Source organism: Luteibacter sp. GL_149 (assembly GCF_057834065.1).
Genome location: NZ_CM174395.1, coordinates 2,720,122 through 2,739,346 on the forward strand (window position 1 = coordinate 2,720,122; position 19,225 = coordinate 2,739,346).

General features: G+C 62.0%; 23 protein-coding genes. 9 read left to right on the top strand and 14 right to left on the bottom strand.

The window, feature by feature from the left end:
- Positions 1-9 precede the first annotated feature (9 nt).
- Complete coding sequence (locus AC3IR3_RS11980) at positions 10-1,350, top strand: DUF1254 domain-containing protein (RefSeq protein ID WP_489192371.1); 1,341 nt, start codon at positions 10-12, stop codon at positions 1,348-1,350.
- 3 nt (positions 1,351-1,353) lie between these two features.
- On the opposite strand, the gene AC3IR3_RS11985 is transcribed toward AC3IR3_RS11980, so the two are convergent.
- Together AC3IR3_RS11985 and AC3IR3_RS11990 are read right to left on the bottom strand one after the other, a co-directional pair.
- Positions 1,354-2,772, bottom strand: coding sequence for a hypothetical protein (locus AC3IR3_RS11985; RefSeq protein WP_489192373.1), 1,419 nt, complete (start codon positions 2,770-2,772; stop codon positions 1,354-1,356).
- Complete coding sequence (locus tag AC3IR3_RS11990) at positions 2,769-4,466, bottom strand: Hsp70 family protein (RefSeq protein ID WP_489192375.1); 1,698 nt, start codon at positions 4,464-4,466, stop codon at positions 2,769-2,771. Before AC3IR3_RS11990 ends, AC3IR3_RS11985 begins: the two co-directional genes overlap by 4 nt.
- A 124-nt stretch (positions 4,467-4,590) precedes the next feature.
- On the opposite strand from AC3IR3_RS11990, the gene AC3IR3_RS11995 reads away from it, so the two are divergent.
- Positions 4,591-5,043, top strand: coding sequence for an Rrf2 family transcriptional regulator (locus AC3IR3_RS11995; protein ID WP_489192376.1), 453 nt, complete (start codon positions 4,591-4,593; stop codon positions 5,041-5,043).
- Positions 5,033-5,947, top strand: a complete 915-nt coding sequence (locus AC3IR3_RS12000) for an NAD(P)/FAD-dependent oxidoreductase (protein ID WP_489192379.1) — start codon at positions 5,033-5,035, stop codon at positions 5,945-5,947. Before AC3IR3_RS11995 ends, AC3IR3_RS12000 begins: the two co-directional genes overlap by 11 nt.
- Before the next feature lie 56 nt (positions 5,948-6,003).
- Here AC3IR3_RS12000 and AC3IR3_RS12005 read toward each other — a convergent pair whose 3' ends face one another.
- The gene (locus tag AC3IR3_RS12005) at positions 6,004-6,393 is read right to left on the bottom strand and encodes a VOC family protein (protein WP_489192380.1); all 390 of its coding nucleotides are present in this window, start codon (positions 6,391-6,393) and stop codon (positions 6,004-6,006) included.
- A 250-nt stretch (positions 6,394-6,643) separates the two neighbouring features.
- Positions 6,644-6,886, bottom strand: a complete 243-nt coding sequence (locus AC3IR3_RS12010) for a hypothetical protein (RefSeq protein WP_489192382.1) — start codon at positions 6,884-6,886, stop codon at positions 6,644-6,646.
- 158 nt (positions 6,887-7,044) lie between these two features.
- Between AC3IR3_RS12010 and AC3IR3_RS12015 the strand changes: the two genes are divergently transcribed.
- The 4 genes from AC3IR3_RS12015 to AC3IR3_RS12030 all read left to right on the top strand — a co-directional run bounded on the left by AC3IR3_RS12015 (position 7,045) and on the right by AC3IR3_RS12030 (position 10,581).
- Positions 7,045-7,473 carry a hypothetical protein gene (locus AC3IR3_RS12015; RefSeq protein ID WP_489192383.1) on the top strand — a complete coding sequence of 143 codons (429 nt, stop codon included), beginning with the start codon at positions 7,045-7,047 and terminating at the stop codon, positions 7,471-7,473.
- Between the two features lie 7 nt (positions 7,474-7,480).
- Positions 7,481-7,936, top strand: coding sequence for a GNAT family N-acetyltransferase (locus AC3IR3_RS12020; protein WP_489192385.1), 456 nt, complete (start codon positions 7,481-7,483; stop codon positions 7,934-7,936).
- A 229-nt stretch (positions 7,937-8,165) separates the two neighbouring features.
- Positions 8,166-9,296: a sterol desaturase family protein gene (locus AC3IR3_RS12025; protein ID WP_489196922.1), complete on the top strand. Its 1,131-nt coding sequence runs from the start codon at positions 8,166-8,168 to the stop codon at positions 9,294-9,296.
- Between the two features lie 73 nt (positions 9,297-9,369).
- Positions 9,370-10,581 carry a pilin gene (locus tag AC3IR3_RS12030; RefSeq protein ID WP_489192386.1) on the top strand — a complete coding sequence of 404 codons (1,212 nt, stop codon included), beginning with the start codon at positions 9,370-9,372 and terminating at the stop codon, positions 10,579-10,581.
- Positions 10,582-10,649: 68 nt separating this feature from the next.
- On the opposite strand, the gene AC3IR3_RS12035 is transcribed toward AC3IR3_RS12030, so the two are convergent.
- Entirely contained in the window at positions 10,650-11,606 is a 957-nt protein-coding gene (locus tag AC3IR3_RS12035) for a quinone oxidoreductase family protein (RefSeq protein ID WP_489192388.1), read from the bottom strand.
- 10 nt (positions 11,607-11,616) lie between these two features.
- Here AC3IR3_RS12035 and AC3IR3_RS12040 point away from each other — a divergent pair, with 10 nt between their 5' ends.
- Positions 11,617-11,874 carry a DUF3224 domain-containing protein gene (locus AC3IR3_RS12040; RefSeq protein ID WP_489192390.1) on the top strand — a complete coding sequence of 86 codons (258 nt, stop codon included), beginning with the start codon at positions 11,617-11,619 and terminating at the stop codon, positions 11,872-11,874.
- Positions 11,875-11,879: 5 nt separating this feature from the next.
- On the opposite strand, the gene AC3IR3_RS12045 is transcribed toward AC3IR3_RS12040, so the two are convergent.
- The 8 genes from AC3IR3_RS12045 to AC3IR3_RS12080 form a co-directional block, all read right to left on the bottom strand.
- Entirely contained in the window at positions 11,880-12,203 is a 324-nt protein-coding gene (locus AC3IR3_RS12045) for a hypothetical protein (protein WP_489192392.1), read from the bottom strand.
- Between the two features lie 58 nt (positions 12,204-12,261).
- Positions 12,262-12,918 carry a hypothetical protein gene (locus AC3IR3_RS12050; protein ID WP_489192394.1) on the bottom strand — a complete coding sequence of 219 codons (657 nt, stop codon included), beginning with the start codon at positions 12,916-12,918 and terminating at the stop codon, positions 12,262-12,264.
- A 2-nt stretch (positions 12,919-12,920) separates the two neighbouring features.
- A complete protein-coding gene (locus tag AC3IR3_RS12055; protein ID WP_489196923.1) occupies positions 12,921-13,439 on the bottom strand; it encodes an RNA polymerase sigma factor in 519 nt (172 codons plus the stop codon).
- 124 nt (positions 13,440-13,563) lie between these two features.
- Entirely contained in the window at positions 13,564-13,791 is a 228-nt protein-coding gene (locus AC3IR3_RS12060) for a hypothetical protein (RefSeq protein WP_489192395.1), read from the bottom strand.
- A 48-nt stretch (positions 13,792-13,839) separates the two neighbouring features.
- Complete coding sequence (locus AC3IR3_RS12065) at positions 13,840-14,139, bottom strand: protealysin inhibitor emfourin (RefSeq protein ID WP_489192397.1); 300 nt, start codon at positions 14,137-14,139, stop codon at positions 13,840-13,842.
- Between the two features lie 14 nt (positions 14,140-14,153).
- Entirely contained in the window at positions 14,154-15,059 is a 906-nt protein-coding gene (locus tag AC3IR3_RS12070; RefSeq protein WP_489192399.1) for a M4 family metallopeptidase, read from the bottom strand.
- A 160-nt stretch (positions 15,060-15,219) separates the two neighbouring features.
- Complete coding sequence (locus tag AC3IR3_RS12075) at positions 15,220-16,131, bottom strand: SGNH/GDSL hydrolase family protein (protein ID WP_489192401.1); 912 nt, start codon at positions 16,129-16,131, stop codon at positions 15,220-15,222.
- Positions 16,132-16,206: 75 nt separating this feature from the next.
- On the bottom strand, positions 16,207-17,814 hold the full coding sequence (locus tag AC3IR3_RS12080; RefSeq protein ID WP_489192403.1) for an alpha/beta hydrolase: 1,608 nt from the start codon (positions 17,812-17,814) through the stop codon (positions 16,207-16,209).
- Positions 17,815-18,219: 405 nt separating this feature from the next.
- Here AC3IR3_RS12080 and AC3IR3_RS12085 point away from each other — a divergent pair, with 405 nt between their 5' ends.
- Positions 18,220-18,351, top strand: a complete 132-nt coding sequence (locus AC3IR3_RS12085; RefSeq protein WP_489192405.1) for a hypothetical protein — start codon at positions 18,220-18,222, stop codon at positions 18,349-18,351.
- 150 nt (positions 18,352-18,501) lie between these two features.
- Here AC3IR3_RS12085 and AC3IR3_RS12090 read toward each other — a convergent pair whose 3' ends face one another.
- Entirely contained in the window at positions 18,502-19,128 is a 627-nt protein-coding gene (locus tag AC3IR3_RS12090) for a hypothetical protein (RefSeq protein ID WP_489192407.1), read from the bottom strand.
- Between the last annotated feature and the right edge of the window lie 97 nt (positions 19,129-19,225).

The window sequence follows — 19,225 nt, forward strand, 5'->3', positions numbered from 1 at the left end:
ATTCCCGGCATGACGAATGCATCGATCGCCGCGTCCCCCGACGAGATTCGCGACATCGCGCGGGACGCGTATATCTACGGCGCACCGATGGAAGACTTCTATCGGGTGATGTATGCCTTCTCCATCCTGAAGGGCAACCCGGAATACAAAGGGCCCTTCAACAGCATCCTGAATATCGCGCGTGTTTTCACTCCGGAGGACAAGGCGTTCGTCACTCCAAATTCCGATACTCCATATACGTTCCTCGGTCTGGATCTGCGCACGGAGCCGGTGATCATCACCGTACCGCCGATCGAGCCGTCGCGTTATTTCGTATTCCAACTGATGGATCTGTTCACGTACAACTTCGCTTATATCGGCACGCGTAGCACGGGCAATGGCGGAGGCAACTATCTCATCGCCAGCCCGGGCTGGAAAGGCGACGTGCCGGACGGCATCGCCAAAGTGCTTCATTCGGAAACACAGCTGATCAGCGTCGTTGGCCGGACACAACTGTTCAACGCGGACGATCTCGAAAAGGTCGAACATATCCAGCAGGGTTATAACGTCCAGACCCTGTCGCACTATATTGACCGGACCGCGGCGCCCAGGCCACCATTGCACGACGACTGGATCGCGCCCCTGAAGCCCGACGAGCAGCGCCGTTCGGTGCGATTTTTTTCGGTGCTCAACTTCATCCTGCGTTTCTGCCCGACACCCAAAGGCGAAGAGCCGCTACGGGCGCGCTTCGCCCGCATCGGGGTCACCGGCGACACGGCCTTCCCCGATGTCGACAGCCTTCCCGCCGCCACACGCGATGCCCTGCTGTCAGGCATCGCCGATGGACAGAAGGCGATCGTCGAACGGCGTGCCAAAGTGGGTAGCGACATCAGCGGCCTGTTCGGCACACGCGAGTTTCTCGACGGCGACTACGTAGCGCGCGCGGTCGGTGGCCAGGTCGGTATCGGCGCGAATTCGCGCGAAGAGGCCCTGTATCCGATCTACGAAAACGATGCGGACGGCAATCCGCTGGATGGCGCCAGCGGGCGCTATACGCTTCGCTTCGAACCCGACAGCCTGCCACCGGTAAATGCCTTCTGGTCGTTGACAATGTACGACATGCCGAACCAGTTGCTGGTCGCGAACCCCATCGATCGTTATCTCATCAATTCGACGATGCTTCCGTCGCTTCAACGCGATACCGATGGTGGACTGACGTTGCGCATCCAGAACGAGCCGCCCGCCGAAGGCAAGAGCAACTGGCTACCCGCACCGAAAGGTCCGTTCATGCTGGCTCTTCGTTACTACCTGCCCAGGCCCGAACTCCTGAATGGAAAGTGGGTATCGCCCAAACCGATACGGGTCGCGTGATAACTATCGGACGATCGCGATCATCGCAAAAACGACGATGATCCCGAGAATGAGGATGACCGCGGTTTCGCTCAACTTCGAGGTCGCTCGCCATCGGCACGTAAAGCCATGCAGATAACGGCCGGTCCACAGGACGCCCAACACAATGGCCGCCGCCGGTTTGGCGCTATGTGTCGAACTGTTCATAGCGCCAAGCGCGAGAATACCCAGAACCATGCAGCCCAGAAGCCGTATGCGATCGCTTGCCGCAGGTGCCAGCAGGATGCAAATCAGAAGGTAGTACGGCCACGACACGAAACCGTCTGGCCAGTACCAGCCGGCCCATGAGATCACGAACAGGGTAATCGCGATCAGGATCGGTCGATGACGCGGCGTCACACCCAGCCGGGTTGCCACCGCCATGCGTTGCCGGTCGAACCATGCGGCTCCCTGCTGATGCCACAGACGGCCGCCGATGTTCACGGCGAACGCAAGCAGCAAGATGGCCGGTATCGCCATGATGAAAATGATCGGTGCACCGTCCAGTGGATGGGGCGCAAACGCGCGCGCGCTTGCGAACAGGGCCGCAAGAGCGATCGCCGTGGAGATCACCGGCGCCAGCATCCACACCTGCAACCAGTTCGGCCGGGTTGCGCTAACGCGCTCCCAGAACGCGAGGGTGTGGGAACCCACCACGTTTCCGACCGCGGTATATCCGTAGTGTCCGATAGCCCGTGCCAGAGCCGCCATGCCATCGTCGCGATAGCGCTTCGATTTCACCAGCCATCGCGCGCGCCAGCCATTCGTATGCCTGCGCAGCATGACAAGGCGTCGCACGGTTTCGTCGGTGCGCTCGTTTTCCAGCCACTCGCCCAGATTCCGCGTCGCCAGCCGGGTCTCCAACCCATGCAGGTCGATGCCTTCGGTCTCGAATCTTCGCTGCGAGGCGTAGTCGTCCCAGTCGAAGAAACCGGCAAAGATCTCGACCGCCTGACGTGCCGGAATATCTTCCTCCGTCAGGCGACGAACCAGTACGCGGGACACCGCCGCCTTGAAGTCCAGCGGTAGCAGATCGTCGCGCGCGCTCAACCATATTTCGAAGGATCCCCACGAAACATGGTCCTTGCGCGCCTCTGCCATCAGCAAACCCGCGACATCGTACGGCGATGCGTGCACGGGCGATGCGATTGATTCTGCGCTTTCACCGGAAGCGTATTCCGGGGTGGGAACCGCGGGTTCGCGAATGGGCACGGCACGTGTGGACCCGCTATGCGCTGTTCCGAACCGCGCAATCAGGCCTTCGTAGGCCTCGCGCAAACGCGCGAAACCCTGCGGATCGTCCTCGGGACGGCATTGCTTCAGCCGCGTACCGTAGGCACGTTTAATCTCGCGCATGTCTGCGGTTGGCGCGATGCCGAGAACGTCCCACCACGAACCGGTCACACCGGCGAATCCGCTTCGACGCTGGACAGGAGCTCGTCCATTCTCTTCTGCGCCGAACGGATACGTAGCGGGTCCTGCGTTTCCAGCACGCCGCGAAAACCCTGCAACCATTCGGTCAGCATGCGGCGTACTTCGCCCGTGCGCTCTTCGTAGAGTCGCTCGGCGCGCTCGATCAGCGTCACGTTTACCTGGTCCTCGCGCGGATGGATCTTCAGGTGCGAGAGCAGCACCAGCCGCCGCGCGACCTCCGCGTCGTCGAGAACGCCGGGATTGTGCAGGATCACCAGCTGGTGGCGTTCCTGCGTGGATTGCACGAGCGCTTCCACCTGGATGATGCCGCTGACGTCATAGGTAAAACGCACGTCGACGGGCGTGTCCTGCGCGCGAGCGCGCGGCAACGGCACTTCGATCTCGCCGAGCAGCACATTGTTGACCACGCGCGGTGCCTCGCCCTGGAATACGCGCAGTTTCAGCGTCGCCTGATAGTCGGTAACCGGATGAAATGTTTCGACGCGACTGGTGGGTACGACGGTATTGCGCTCGATGACCGGCGCGAACATGCCGCCCTGATGATGGCCACCCTCCCCTCGTCGCGTGATCTCGATACCCAGCGTGTAAGGGCAGACATCGGTCATCACCACTTCGCTGAGCGCCTCGGCACGCGACAGCAAACCCGCCATGACCGCCGTGCCGCGGGCGATGGCCTCGTCGGGATGAATGTGCCGCAGCGGCAGACGGCCGAACATACGCGTGATGAGACGACTGACCATCGGCATGCGCGACGCACCGCCGACCAGCAGGATGTCGTCGAGATCGCCGCTGGAGAGTTTCGCGTCGCGCAATGCCCGCTCGATGGGTGCGCGCATGCGCGCCATCAGCGAACCCGCGCGTTGCTCGAACGTCGGCTCGTCGATGCTGAAAGCATACGTGGCGCGAGCCAACTCGACGGATGCGTCGGTCACCGGTCCCTGCGACAACCGGCGCTTGATTCGTTCCATCCCGTCGCGAAGACGTGCGCGATCGGCATCGTCGAGCGTACCGGCATCCAGTGCATGGTTGGCGCAGAACTCGTGCATCAACACATCGACGAAGTCTTCGCCGCCCAGATAATTGTCGCCAGCTGTTGCATGCACTTCCATCACGCCGTCGAATATCTCGAGGATCGACACGTCGAAGGTACCGCCACCCAGGTCGAGCACCAGAAAGCGCGACTCGTTGCCGCGCTGTTCCAACCCATAGGCCAGTGCCGCCGCCGTGGGTTCGTTGACCAGCCGGTCGACCCGGATACCGGCAAGCGCGCCGGCATTGCGCGTGGCCTTGCGCTGGGCATCGCTGAAATACGCGGGCACGCTGATCACGGCCTCGGTCGCATCCACGCCGAGTTCGGCACGAACGTCCGCCAGCAACGACTTCAGGACCAGCGCCGACAGCTCTTCGCTGCGAAAGCGATGATCGCCCAGCTGCGTGACGCGGTCGGTGCCCATATAGCGCTTGAACGCCGCCACGGTGGACTGCGGATGCGACACCAGACGTCCTTGCGCCTGCGCCCCCACGAGCACGATACCGGCGTCGTCGATACCCACGACCGAAGGCGTGAGGAATTTGCCGTACGCGTTGGGGATCAGCCGCGGACCATCGTCCGTCCAGACGCTTACCAACGAATGAGTGGTACCCAGATCGATTCCTACCAGCATTGTCCGACCGCCCTCTGTCCGGTCCTTCCAGTGCCGATGAGAATAACCGACCGAAGAGGTACGGATGCGTTGCCCTTGGGTATCTGTCTTGACCCATCGGACAATTCGTATCATTCTAAGTTACATGAAAAAGGACACCCGACTTTCCGACGTCCTGCACGTCCTTCTCCACATGGCCGAGCACGACGGACCGGTCACCTCCGACACCCTGGCCCAGTCCATGCGTAGCAATCCCGCCGTTGTCCGCCGCACCATGGCTGGCTTGCGCAGGCAGGGACTGGTCCATTCCAGCAAGGGGCACGGCGGCGGATGGACGATCGCGCGCGACCTTGCTTCGGTCACGCTTCGCGACGTTTACGAGGCCCTTGGCAGTCCTCCCATCTTCGCGCTCGGACATCGCGCCGAGAACCCGCATTGCCTCGTCGAAGCCGCGGTGAACGACGCCATGAAGGACACCTTCGATGCGGCGCGGGCGATCCTGCTCGGCCGTCTGGAAGAAGTCACGCTCGCCGAACTCTCCGCCACCTTCCATCAACGCTATGCGATGTGCCAAAAGGAAAACCACCATGCCACATGATGTCGTCATCGTCGGGGGCAGCTACGCCGGACTTGCCGCGGGGCTGCAGCTGGGTCGCGCGCGCCGCGACGTTGTCGTGATCGACGGCGGCGAACGACGCAACCGCTACGCGGCCACCTCGCACGGATTCCTCGGTCAGGACGGCCAGCCACCCGCCGTCATCGTGGCGCGAGGTCGCGCGGAACTGCTCGCTTATCCCACCGTGACATGGCGCGACGACCGGGTAACGGACGCCCGATCCGTCGGGCCGGATTTCGAAGTGACGCTCGCATCGGGCAGCACGATCCGGGCGCGCCGCATCATCCTCGCCACCGGTGTCGTCGATCATCTTCCCGACGTGCCCGGCCTCAGGGAGTTATGGGGCCGTCGCGTGTTTCATTGCCCGTATTGCCACGGTTACGAACTGGGCGAGGGACCCATCGGCGTACTCGCCAGCAGCGCCCTTTCGATGCACCACGCCATGATGCTTCCGGACTGGGGTCCCACGACGTTTTATACGAATGGCGCATTCGAACCGGACGACGAGGAACGCGCGGCACTGTCGCGACGGGGGACGGCGATCGACGAAACCGCCGTGCTTTCGCTGGACGAACATCCGGAAGGCGTCGACCTGAACCTGGCCGATGGACGCCGTGTCCGCGTCGCCGGCCTGTTCGCCATTCCGCGCACGGAAGTCGCCGGCCGTCTTGCGCAGCAGCTGGGCTGCGAATTCGAATCGGGCCCTCTCGGCGATTTCATCAAAGCCGATGCGACCAGGGAAACCTGCGTGCCCGGTGTATTCGCCTGTGGCGATGCGGCGCGTGCCATGGGCTCGGTGACCATGGCCGTTGGCGATGGCGCGATGGCCGGTGTCGGCGCCCACCAGACGCTGATCTTCCGGAACGATGTGCGTTCGGCGGCATAACGACGGTGGCCGGTAATCCGGGCGAAGGCCCGGACGCCATCCGGGCCTTCGTTCGTTCAGGCCGGCATATGACAGACGGCCTCGACGTTATGGCCGTCCGGATCCAGCACGAACGCGCCGTAGTAGTGCTCGTGGTAATGCGGACGCGGACCCGGCGGCCCGTTGTCCGTTCCGCCAGCGGCCATGGCCGCCTGGTAGAACGCGTCGACATCCGCACGGGACGCCGCTGCAAACGCGATATGCACGCCGATACCCCCCGGTGCGTGAGCGTTGCCGATCCAGAACCACGGCTTCTGGCCGGTGCCGAAACCGACGTGCCCACTGGAGCCCGTCTGTTCGGGCGTGACCTCCATGACCAGGCCGACGCCAAGCGGCGCCAGCGCCCGCAGATAGAACGTGCGACTCCGGTCGAGGTCGGTGGCGTTGATGCCAAGATGATCGAGCATGGACGATTCCTTCCGTAGGGTGGCGACGTTCCGCGAAGCATACGCGGACCATGAAACGCACGCCGCCGAATTTGTCTTAATGTCTGGCGAAACGTCACGGCATCAGCGGCAACGGAATCCCGGTGACGAGCTCGTCCTCCGGCGTCGTGTCGGAAATACTGGCCGGGAAGCGCGAACTGACCGTCGCGCATATCAGTCGGCTCTCGAACCGGTTTGGGCTGAGCCCCGCCGCGTTCTTCCGACCACCGAGCTACCCCGGCACTTCCAGCGGGTCGTGTTCCACGTCCATCCAGCCCGTCGGTTTGCCCAAGGCCCATTCGATACGCCGCGCCACCAGGCAGTCGATCGGGCGCTTCGCCTTCATACGGGCCAGTGCGGCGGCATCGACGCCGCCGATGCGCAGCGCCTGTTCCTCCAGGCCTTCGATACCCTGAGCCCTCATGTCGGCCAGAAGGGCGTCGAGGTTGGTATGGCGAATCCGCTGGCGGTGCATGAGATGCCCTCCCGGTGTTCTCGCCACCCTATCGGCCGGACGGCGCGAATCTTTAGCCCGCCGACATCGTCCCGGGAACTCCCGGGCCCGTGTTACCGTCCAAGTGTGTGCACCTGGGCGCGCCCGGCGCGTTGTTGCACCTGTCCCCGGAGCCGAACATGAAATCCTCGCACTTCCTCGCCGCCCTTGCCCTCAGCCTGATCGCGACCGGCGCCTGGGCGCAGAACACCGGCAAACCGCTGAACCTGAAGCTGCCGCCTACCGACTTCCCCCCGCCGGCCAGTACCGCCCCGGCGCCGGCAAAGGATGCCCCCGGCACTTACTACGGCGACCACAGCACCCGGATACAGACCGACGACGAGTACGCCGACGGCACACCTCGCTGCGACGACGCCACCTATAACAAACCCCAGGTCCACGGCAGCGTCAGTACGGGCGTGGTCAGTTCCAGCCGCGGTGGCAGTGGCAGCTACCAGGCCGGCACGGTCAATCTCAGCCAGCGTTTCGGCGACTGCGATCACCCGACCGGCGGCGTGAGCATTTCGGTGGGCGGCGGGACCGGGCATTTCTCGGGACGAGGACGCTGAGCGCTCCGTGGAAATCCGTCTCGACGATCTGACCGGCGACGCTATTGCCGTACTCCTGAGCGCGCACGTGGAAAGCATGTCACTGCATTCGCCGCCGGAGAGTATTCACGCGCTGGACCTCGATGCCCTGCGCAAATCCGGGATCACCTTCTGGTCGGTATGGCGGGACGACGAGCTGATGGGTTGCGGCGCCATCAAAGAGCTCGACCCCACCCACGCGGAAATCAAGTCGATGCGTACCACACCGGGACATCTTCGCAAGGGCGTCGCTGCGTTTCTCATGCGACATATTCTCGACGAAGCCCTCCGTCGCAACTATCGATGCCTAAGTCTGGAAACCGGCTCCGCCGAAGCCTTCCTGCCGGCCCATCGTCTGTACGCCAGTTACGGATTCGAACCCTGCGGACCGTTCGCGGATTATGTGGAAGATCCGTATAGCGTATTCATGTCGAAAACCCTCTAGCCACCAGCCGCCCCCCCCCCTGCAGAACGGCGCGGCACCGGCATTTTATTGCGAGAAAGGTAGAGGAAAGGCGCCGGGCTCAACGTTGCCTCCGATCGGCGCGCCAGTGGCCCGCCTGCCATGCCAGCGGTATCCTGATCCCCCGGTTCTGGCCGCCCATCGCGCCACGACCTGCCCCATGGCCCGATCCCCCGCCCTGGCGCGATACGAACTGATAACGGTGCCTGAGATGTTCGAGTTGTGGTCCCACATGATCGGCTGGCTAAGCAGCCATGGCGTGATCCCGCTGTTGACGCTGCTGCACCTGAACGGCCTGGCCGGCGACCCGAACGAGATCTCCGAGGCCGTGCTGATCTCGGTCCTGCAGGTATCCATCATCGCGTTCGTCTTCCGTCCGCTGGAGACGCTGATCCCCGCGGAGAAATGGACCGATCGCCGCCTTACCCGCGTCGACTACCAGTACACCTTGCTGATGCTGCTCGGCATCTTCCCGATGTTCACCTACCTGGTGCTCACGCCGTTCAACAATTATTTCGGCGGTGGCGACAGCGGCGGCGGTGACGATTCGCTGCTGAGCATCACCCGCTGGGTGCCCGCGCTGAACGACCATCCGCTCGTACTGTTCCTGGTCTATTACGTCATCTACGACCTGGTCTATTACTGGATGCACCGGCTGCAACATGCGCTGCCCTGGTGGTGGGCGCTGCACAGCATGCACCACAGCCAGCGCCAGATGAGCTGCTGGACGAACGACCGCGGCAGTCTGGTGGATGGGTTCCTGCAGTCGATGGTACTTGCCGTGGTCGGCCTGCTTATCGGCGTGGCACCAAGCGAGTTCGCATGGCTGATGCTGCTTGGCGAACTGGTGCAGAACTTTTCGCATGCCAACGTGCGCATCGGATTCGGCCCCGTGTTCGACCGCATTTTCGTCGCCCCGAAATTCCATCGGCTGCATCACATGCTTGTCGATCCCACCCGGCCGAACCTGCACAACTGCAACTTCGGCCAGGTCTTCTCCGTGTGGGATGTGCTCTTCCGCACCTCGCTATACGGCGAACCGCCGCGTCAGACCGGCGTCGGCGATCCCATGGTCGACATCGACAACGAATACGGCCTGATCGGACTGCACTGGTCCGCGTTCAAGCGCTTCTGGGGCGCCGTGCGCACGCCCGCCGGCTGGAAACTGGGCGAAGTCGCCTTCGGCCCGAACTACAAGCCGATTCCCGTCGACCAGCTGGATATGCATGCGCTGGGGCATCACGTGCTGCAGCCGGGCGGCCACGCCCATGAGGCCGCGAGCGGAACCGAAAGCGGTGTCGACGAGACCGACGCCGACGCCGCGAAAGTTCCTGCGGGATAAGCCCCCTTCCAGCGCCTGCGCGCCATGCCCTAAACTCCGCTGGCGCCAGGAAAGCGCTATCAGGGGAAAACTCGTGGTCAAAGAACTCGTCTATCGTAACGAGACGACGCTGCGCGCCATCGCGCTCGTCGTGTCCGTCATCGTGTGGATCGCACTGCTGGCCGGCACCTTCGGGATGCTGTTGCTCTACCTGCTTCTGTTCGCACTGTTCTCCGTCGTAGCGCATTCCGCACTGATCGCGCATCTGCGCGGCAACGGCATTCGCATCACGGCACAGCAGATGCCCGACCTGTACGACCGGCTCGTCGCCTGCACGCAAAAACTGAGCATGACCGAGGTGCCGGAAGCCTATCTGGTGAACGGCAATGGCGTACTCAACGCCTTCGCCACGCGCTTCCTCGGCCGCAACTTCGTCGTCCTGCTTTCCGACGTCGTCGACAGCATGGAAGAGCGTCCCGGCTCGCTCGATTTCTATATCGGACACGAACTGGGACACCTGCGCCAACACCATCTGACCTGGTCCAAGGTGCTCGCGCCCGCTCTGTTCATGCCGCTGCTAGGCGCTGCCTATGCCCGCGCCCGCGAATACACCTGCGACCGTCACGGCCTGGCCGTCTGCGACCACCCGGAAGATGCCCAGTACGGGCTCGTTGCCCTGGCTGCGGGCAAACGTCGCTGGCGTTCGGTCGACCTGGCCAGCTACAGCGACAGTGCGGCCGCCTCGCCGGGATTCTGGATGTCGCTGCACGAGCTGGTCGGCGATTATCCGTGGTTGAACAAGCGCCATGCATGGCTGCGTGCACTCGGCGAGCAGCGCACGCCGAAACTCGGTGCGCGCAATCCATTCGCATACATAGTCAGCCTGGTGCTTCCGCGCGTACCCGGCATGGGCATCGCCGGAGGCTTGATCGTCGTCTTTTATGTGGCGATCCTCGCAGCCATCGCCATTCCCGCGTATCAGGAATACGTCGGTCGCGCCGCAACCACGGTCGCTATGAGCGAAAGCGCCCCCTATCGCAACGCGGTCAATGACTATGTGGTCGCACATCAGCAATGGCCGGCGTCGGCCGCCGATCTTGGCGTTGCGCCTTTCGTTGGCGATGCCAATATCGCGAGCATCGATATCGGCGCCAACGGCGTGCTGTCGATCCAGTTCGTCAAGCCACCGCTGCACGGGCATGTGCTTCAGCTATCGCCATATGTACGCGGCGGAGTGATTCATTGGTCGTGCGGCGGCGACGTGGCACCGAAGATGTTCCCGCTGGAGTGTCGGGCGGCGAACTGAGAAATCGACCCGCGAATCCGGACGCTGGAGGCAATCTCTGCCCCGGCGCCCGGAATCAATCATGCAAATCAGCGCACGAACATAACCACCTTGCCGATCGCGGACCGGCTTTCGATGAACACGTGCCCCTTCGCCCCTTCGCTGAGTGGAAACCTGGCGGCCATCGTCGGCACGACCGCACCGCTTCGGATCTGGGCAAAGAGTTCGTCCGCACGCGAACGGCGCACCTGTGCGTCGGTCAGCACGTTCCACAGATCACCACCGGTAAGCGTGAGCGAACGGTCCATCAGAAGCCTCGGATCCACCGGATCGGGATCGCCGGCCGCCATACCGTAGAAAACGACGGTACCGCCCGTACGGGTCGCCGCGAGGCTTTCCCCCAGCGTCCGGCCGACCGAATCGTAAGTCACGTCGACGCCTGCGCCATGGGTCGCTTCCCCGACGCGATCCACGAGCCCCTCGTAACCGATCGCAACCGCCGCGCCCGCATGGCGAGCCGCGTCGCGCTTGGCCTCGGACGACGCGATGCCGATCACACGAACGCCCTTGGCCACCAGCATCTGAACCAACAGCAATCCGACGCCACCCGCCGCGGCGTGAACCAGCGCGACCTGCCCCGGCTTCGGATGAAAACTGTCGGTCACCAGGTACTGCGCGGTTAGCCCCTGAAGAAGCACGGCGGCGGCCGTCTCGCACGAGATATCGTCGGGAAGGGGAATGAGCTTGTCGGCATCCACGGCAACGAGTTCGGCGTTGGCGAACGGCATATCGGCAAACCCTATCCGGGTTCCGATGGGGTAAGGCCCACCGCTCGACGCGACAACGCCAGCCCCTTCATAACCCAATATCCAGGGAGCCGGCCCCGCGAGGTGGTACGTGCCGTTACGTCGGTAGACGTCGGCGAAGTTGAGACCGACGGCCTCCATGCGGACCAGAACCTGTCCCGGGCCGGGCACCGGATCGGCCACGGCATCCCATCTGAGTACGTCGGCGGTACCGAACCTGTCGAAAATAAGCGCGTGCATGGATGAGCCCGTGGAAGTCGATAGCTACATCTTATGGCACGTGTCGCCCCTAGGGTTGCGCATTAAGTTGTACCGAACGGGGAAGGGAAGTTTCAGCCTCGTGCATCGTTCGCTGATGGAGGACGGGGCACCGAAAGAGTGGACCGTCGTGGTGGTCCCGGATTCGGGCACGGACGGTCTGACGGGTCTTAGTGAATCGATGCTGATCACCATCACCGGTGGAAAGCATTTTTACGATTTCAGTTATACGTTGCCAGTGCTCAAATGACACCTCTACCGCATAATTGTCCCATCGGCGAAAGAGACGATTTTCGAGGCGAGTAAACAGCCGTCCCTGATAAGCGCAATGCCTTCGTGACTCCACCATGTCTGACCGTTCCTGCCAGATTCCACGAACAAGGTGACCTTCTCTCCTGGCCGAATGACTTCGGCGATGCTTTGCCCCCACATCGGATCAGCCCCCATCCTGAAGTCCATGGTGGCGCCAAGCTTCCACGTGGCGGGAACGGGCTCGCAAACAAGCATGTCGGTTGCATGCACGATAGATGATGCCGACTGGGCAATCGTTGCAATCAATACGAGCAACAGTAGTCGCATTCAGGCCTCCATGAAGTGGGGTAATGGGTCACTATGGGATGAGGTGATGGCTGTGGATTTACTCCTGCTCGAAGCGAGCGATATCGTCGAGCATGCGCTGCACCTTGTTGATGCTGCTGCCGACGCCACTATTGTCGAGCGCGCGCCTGAAGCGCTCGTGTCCCGGCCGGCGCGACCACCACACGAGACCGTACAGCACGACGAGCGGGACCGTGCTGCTGGCGATCATCCACCACACCACCGACGGCGCGTTCAGCCACAGATCGGCACCCAGTCCATTGAACAGCACCAGCACGAAGGGAATCCAGATGAGGCACCCGGTGATGCCCATCAGCAGTGCTTCCTTCAGCCGCCATGCGCGCAGGTCCGCCAGACGCCTCTGAATATCGATCACCGGCGCGGCGTAGTCGATGCGGCCCAGCAGATAGAAGTTGCGTGCGGCGGAAAGCACGTACATCAATCCATAGGCATGCAGCAGAAGGCCGCACAGCATCAGGTGAAAACTGTTGCGATGCGTGACCCAGAATGGTGCGAACAACAACATCATGCAGGCGCCGAAGACGATCTGGAGAACCAGTCCCCAACGTAGCGGCCGCAGACCGCGCTGTACCTTGTCCAGGCGTTCGCCGCGAAAGATCCGCAGGTTCAGCGCGTGCTGTCGATCAAGCCGGCGGTCAAGCGCCTGCCAGGCGAGTTTCATGTCATCGAGTTCCATGCTCACGCTCCCGTTGCGGCGGTCATCTGCCCGCGCAGATTCTGTTTGACGCGGCTGATCTTGGTCGCCACGTTCGTCTCGCTGATGCCGAGGATGTCGGCGATCTCGGTGTAGCTGCGGTCTTCCAGGTACAGCAGGATCAACGCGCGATTGAGCGGATCGAGCTTGCCGATGAAGGCGTACAGCGCGGTGAGCCGCTCGTCGTGTTCGGCGACCGGCTCACCGCCGTCGATAGTGTCGAGGTGATGTTCGTCCAGCGACTCGAAACGCCCGGCGTTTCCCTGCTCCCGTCGTACATGCGAGATGCCGACGTTCAGCGCAATGCGGTACATCCATGTACTGAACTTCGCGCGGCGTTCGTCGTAGCTGGAAAACGAACGCCATAGCTGCGTGCCGATCTCCTGTGCCAGGTCATCGCGATCCGCCGCGTTGTGCGCGTAAATGCCAGCGACCTTGAACACGATCTTCTGGTGTTCGCGCAGCTGCTTCTCAAAGCGTTGTTGGAGGTTCCGGTCGGCCATCGCGATTCCCACTGTCACTCCATGATTCGCACGGCCGCGGGAAAAATCACAGCGTCTGCCAAAACACGTGATTCCGGACTCCGTCACGGATGGCCTGATGGGTTTTAGTGGGGCGATATCGGACTCAAAGCTCCGGCACGTCGCCTATCGAAAGCAGAACGACCGGGTCGCCCCATTCCCCGGCTTCCGGGTCCGCCGATTGCTCGAAGGCGATGACGCCAAGGCAGGTCTCGGCCAGGCGCTCGGCGCGGCGGCGTGCCTCTTCGGCTGTCTTGTAAGCCACGGCGGGCATCGCCACGACCTTGCCGCGCTTTCCCGTTTCGAACCCCTGAACGATGTATTGCGTTTCCATAATGACTCCTTCGTCGCCCCATAGCTTGGCACATCGACGAAGGCATTCTCAGATCAGTTCGTCCTTGACGCACTGCACTAACGAAGCGGGAACGTCGCATTCGGGTACATCGATAACTTCTTCCCTACCGACCAACGTGCGCGAAATGCGATACCTGAAGGTGTCGCGAGCCGGCGAATCGTCGTCCTTCGTCTTTGGTTCCTTATAGGCATCGAACAACGCTTCGATCGTTCTCCGATCGTGCGCCGCCAGATCGTTCAGCCCGATCTGTCCCCGGCTCACGATCCGCGAACCAGGTGTCCCGAAGCCCGCCAGGCCTCCAACGCGTTCGACTTTCAGCACGGTCATCAGATTTTCATCCGCTAGAGCCCGACATCCAACCAGGCCTTGTCTACCGCGTTATAGACCGTCGCGTCGGCCGGGAAAAGCTTCCTGGCCTGCTCCCGGGTCCTGTTGGCGAAGACTTTCATCTTCATCCGTGGACTTGGCGCGTACGCGGTTAATACCTGGTACCAGATACGACCGGCTTTCTCCCAGCTCTTTCCACCTATAGCCATGGCCGCCTTGTAGAAGGCGACGTTCGGTATACCGCTGCTGTAGTGAGGGTCCATGCCGGGCTTGTACGCCGAGTAGTGGGCGGGCTGCGGCGAGAGACAGTGTTTGGCGCCGGGGTCCGACATATCGCGAAGGCAGGTGATTCCTTTGGCTATGGCGCCGGGACCCATGATCGCGCTGCCAATCAACCAGTCGGCACGTCCCACGGTTTGCTTGCCGCTCCACTGACGAAACATCGAGCCGAACACATCCGACACGCTCTCGTTCAACCCGCCCGCTTCGTCCGTATAGGACAAATGGGAACTGAATTGCGTCACGCCGTGAGTCAGCTCGTGACAGATAACATCGTTGCTTTTCGTAAAGTCGAGAAAAATATTGCCGTCGCCGTCGCCATAGACCATCTGCGTGCCATTCCAGAACGCATTCGCGTACTTCACACCAAAATGGACGGACGACTGCAGGGTCATCCCGAGACCATCCACCGAATTGCGCCCGAAAACATTCTTGTAGAAGTCGGCCACCGCCGTGGTCTGCACGAAAGCGCGCTTCGCGCTTGCATCGGCGGAGGAGCCGGGGCTGAGTACCGGCGCGCCCGGCAGGCTGGTTCCATTCGCACAATCGAAGACCGTGACCGATGGCGTGGCGGCGACGGTCGCGTTGGCCGAGAGCGAACGGGCCGCCAGCGCATTCGCTGTGCAAAGTAGAGAACGCACTTTGCGCCAATGGGGCTCGAACTCAGCCGTACTGGAGAAAGTCCGCCGTTCGCCGACAGACAGGCTTCTGTCTTTCGAAAGACGTTCGAGAATCTCGCGAGGAACAATGAAGCACTGGCACGTCATAAGACCTCCAAGCTATCCACACCAGGGCATGCCGCTACGGCAACTTCTCCACGAACTTCGCGGTGACGGCGGCGAATCCCTTCTTCGTCGGATGGAGTTCGTTGGCCCACATATCCTTGTAATCGGTATCGCTAAGCGTACTTCGCAGGTCCACGTGTTCCACATGGCCGAAAGACGCGTCCTTCGTGAGCTGGATCAACATCGTATTGAACCGGTCGATCAACTCGTTGACGAGCGGCTGCCGCTCGCTCATTTTCGCGTAACCCTTCTGACGAAAGCCCGGCTCGAGCCACGGGCCCGGCAACAGCCAGAAGCCACCGAGAAATCCTCGCCCATCGGGGACGGCATAACCGTAACCGTGGACCAGAATCGGAATCACCTGCCCCGTAAGTTCCCGGCAGACCTTCGACACCGACGCCAGAATGGTGGCGTAAGCGTTGAACAAGCGCTGATCGATAATACCGCTGACCACCGACTCGTTCAGCCCTCTGATACTCGACGCAGCATGATTCAGGAGCATGGCGAACTCGTCGCCGGCAATATCGTTGCCGCCACCGGATAACAGAATCGCCTCAGGCACGTCGCCGCGTGCGACCACCTTCTGAATCCGCCGCGTGAAATCGTCCAGCTGACCGTCGGAATACGCCATGTCTTCGACCCGATCGCCGCGACGCGCCACCGACTCGACATCGTATCCGTACGAATCTTCCAGATCGCTCAACACGTCATGCAACGGATAGTCGAACCACGAATCGCCTTCCGCGACGATGACGCCGACGCTCCGGCCCGCGGCTACCGTCGCGGATCGTTCTACTCCCGCGCTCGCGTGGTGCCTTGCAATGACCTTGGCGCGACTGGCCGCGAGCTTCTTGCGTCGCGCCAAGGTCGTATCCGCCATCGACTCACCGACGTCGAAGGCTGCCGTGAGGACTCGTTTTGTTGCCATCGGGCTCTCCTTACTCAACGGATGGGCAAATCATAAGCCCGACGGCAACGTCTCGTGGTTAAGATTTCGCCCGGCTCACTGCTTCGGACGCGCCACCCCATACATCTCCCACGCGATCTTCTTCTGCAACGCGTTGCGATCGTCGCCTTCGACATACAGGTCGAAATGCGTCTTCCCTTCCAGATAGCGGAAGTCGCTCTTCGCATGCAGTCCGTCCAGAACCGCCTGGAACTTGTGCGCCGCACCGTCAAGATAGAACGTATCCGCCGTGCCGACGATAAGATGAATCTTGCCGTCCAGATCCTTCTTCAACGACGGCCAGTTCTTCTGCAAGCGTGCCGCTATGTCGTAGTTGTCGTGCCAGTAAGCGACCACTGCGGGATTCACGTTGCCCGTATCGCGGTCGAACATCGGTTCGGGCCGGCCATCCGCACCACGTGGCGAGAATACCCACTCGAACGAAGCCAGCTGACCGCCATACGGGCCGATCACGCGTTCCAGCTTCGCGAATGTTTCGAATGTGGCGATGACCTTGCCCTTATCGCGGATAAGCGGCACGGCGCTACCGTCGGCGCGACGGAACATGTTGGCATTCGGCGCGTACAGATCGACGCCGGTGAAATCGTGAAAGTCGCTCGGATCGGGCGATGTCGACCATGTGCCTCCGAACACGGCGGGATAGCGCGTCTGCAACCACAGCGTCGCCCAGCCTCCCGACGAGTGACCGGTGAGGAACCGCCCGCTTGCTTTGCCGTCCATCCGATAACGTTTCTCCAGCGTCGGAATCAGCTCTTCGGTAAACGCCTTGCCCCAGGGGCCGTTGTTCACCGAATCGGCGAATTCGTTCGTGCCGGTGGGACCGGACTGATCGACGAAAACCCAGATCATCGGCGGCATCTGCTTCTTGACCATCGCCGCCCAGATCGTCGCCATATTCACGCCGAACCGGTTGAAGTTACCGGTATAGCCATGGGTGAAATAAACGACGGGATAGCGTGTCGCGGCCTTCGGGTCGTAGCCCGGCGGGGTGAGTACGCGGGCGCGGATCGACACGGGCCGACCCCAGAACGCACTGAGCGACGGGCTGATCAGCGACTCGTCCGCGGCGTGCTTCTGGGCTTCCGGCACGGCATCGCGGACCTCCTGTGTCACCCATGGCGGCATCACCCACGGGCCGGTCTTGTCCGGTACCGCTTTCGTCAGTTTCAACGGGGGAATGGCCCCACCCGGAACGACGTGCACGGGCACGACTTCGCTGATGAGATCGCCGGCCTGACGGCCCGTGTAGTTGTAGCTGCGATCGACGTCGAGCACCGCCTGGAACAGATAATCGCCCGCAGGAAGCTTTGAAAACGCATCGGGAAAAGCCACGCCATCCGCATCGACGTCAACGCTCGCCCCCGGCGTTATCCGTGTGATCTCGCGTGCTGCGATGGACACCGACGAAGGCATGAACGGATTCATGTCGACTTCCGTCACGTTACCGTCCTTAGCGCCTTCCTTGGCGGTCGAGGCCAGCGTGGCGAACACCAGAAGGCGACCGGAAGTCGCATGATCCGATGCGCCATCGAGGGTGACGCGAACGATACGGTGCGCGATCGGCGCCTCGTCGGCACGCAACCATGGCGCACACGTGAATGTCATGACCAGTGCCAGCGCGGGCACGAGCGAACGTAGCTTCATGGATATCCCCTTCGTTGAAGTTTTGCGCCGCACAACGGCACCGTATTGCCCGTGCACTTCCGGCCACGAACGACTTCCGCCAGACGTAACGTACCGTAGCGGACTCTACGACGGTTTTGCCAGGGAACATAAGGCACCCTCCTGTAGGAGCCCGCTTGCGGGCGAAAACCAACGGAGCGGAGAAGATGTGCGTGACATCCGCAGCCCATGGATCGGGCTCGCGGAGGTGAGTATCCGTCTTCCTCGCTCCCCGCAAGCGGGCTCCTACAAGGGCATGGCGAAGCAAAACGGACCTGTACGGAAGCTATCGGCTTTATGAATCGTAGCCATCGGGCACCGTCTTCCTGGGTCAACACACCCCCAGACGGGCCGTTTTTGGTCCTACCTCGACCGGGAGTGCCCGTTATGAAAAAGCTGATGCTCGCAGCCAGTGTCCTGATGCTTTCCGCCGTGCTTTCCGGCTGCGTGGTCGTCGCGCCACGCGGCGGGTACTACCATCACGGCTACTGGGACCATGGGTACGGCTGGCGTCGTTAATATCGTCGTTGCCCGGCTGGGTCCGCAACGGGAATATGGATGAGTCGTACATTGCTCGCGTTGCTGACACCCGAAGCGGAACCGCTCGTGGATGAGCTGCGTCAGCGTTACGATCCGGCGGCGAGACGGGGCCTCGGCTTGAGCGGCCTTTTATCCCCCAAGCCCGTGGCGAGCGATACTCGAAACGACGGTCAACACGAAGATCGCGAAAAGCAACGCCGCCACGAATCCTATTTTTACAAGCACGCTAAGTGTCGACGACGATCCAAGTATCGAAACGAATACCCGTAGTACGCCGGTTATCGCGAGAGCCTGCAAAAAAATCGCGCCCAACAGAAACCCACCGTCGGCAGGGTTACGCGCCTCCAACCCAAAGCTGGCGAGCAATATAAGAGAAACGACGAACACACCCAGCCATACCAGCCAGGACCCACTGCGCGCGACGCCGGTGCCGAGGGTGTCGTGGCTAGCTGGAAGCGGCGGCGGCACCTGACCCGTCTCGCCATCCATAGAAGAGTCCGCATCGGCCATCGCTTCGGCTCGTTTTCTTGCATCGAGCTCAGGTGCAGGCTCGAGGGTAAGTTCGGCATGAGCCGACAATCCTGGACTGTCGCCTTCGTCCGGCAAAGGGATGCCCCGGCGGCTAAGTTCCGCGCGCGCCAGCGTGACGGCATCGGTATTCAGCTTTCCCGAAGCAAGTCTTGCCAGAATGATTTCACTGGAAGTGTCGCGGAAATCCTTGAACAGCGCTTCGTCGATCGGTAGTTCCGTGTCCATGCCAGCCCCCTCGCTCGCAATCGATCCGCAGGTCACCCTCATCCCGCGGCGATCATAGTGAACAGGTTCCCGGCCAAAATCCACTGCGCTGAGTTAC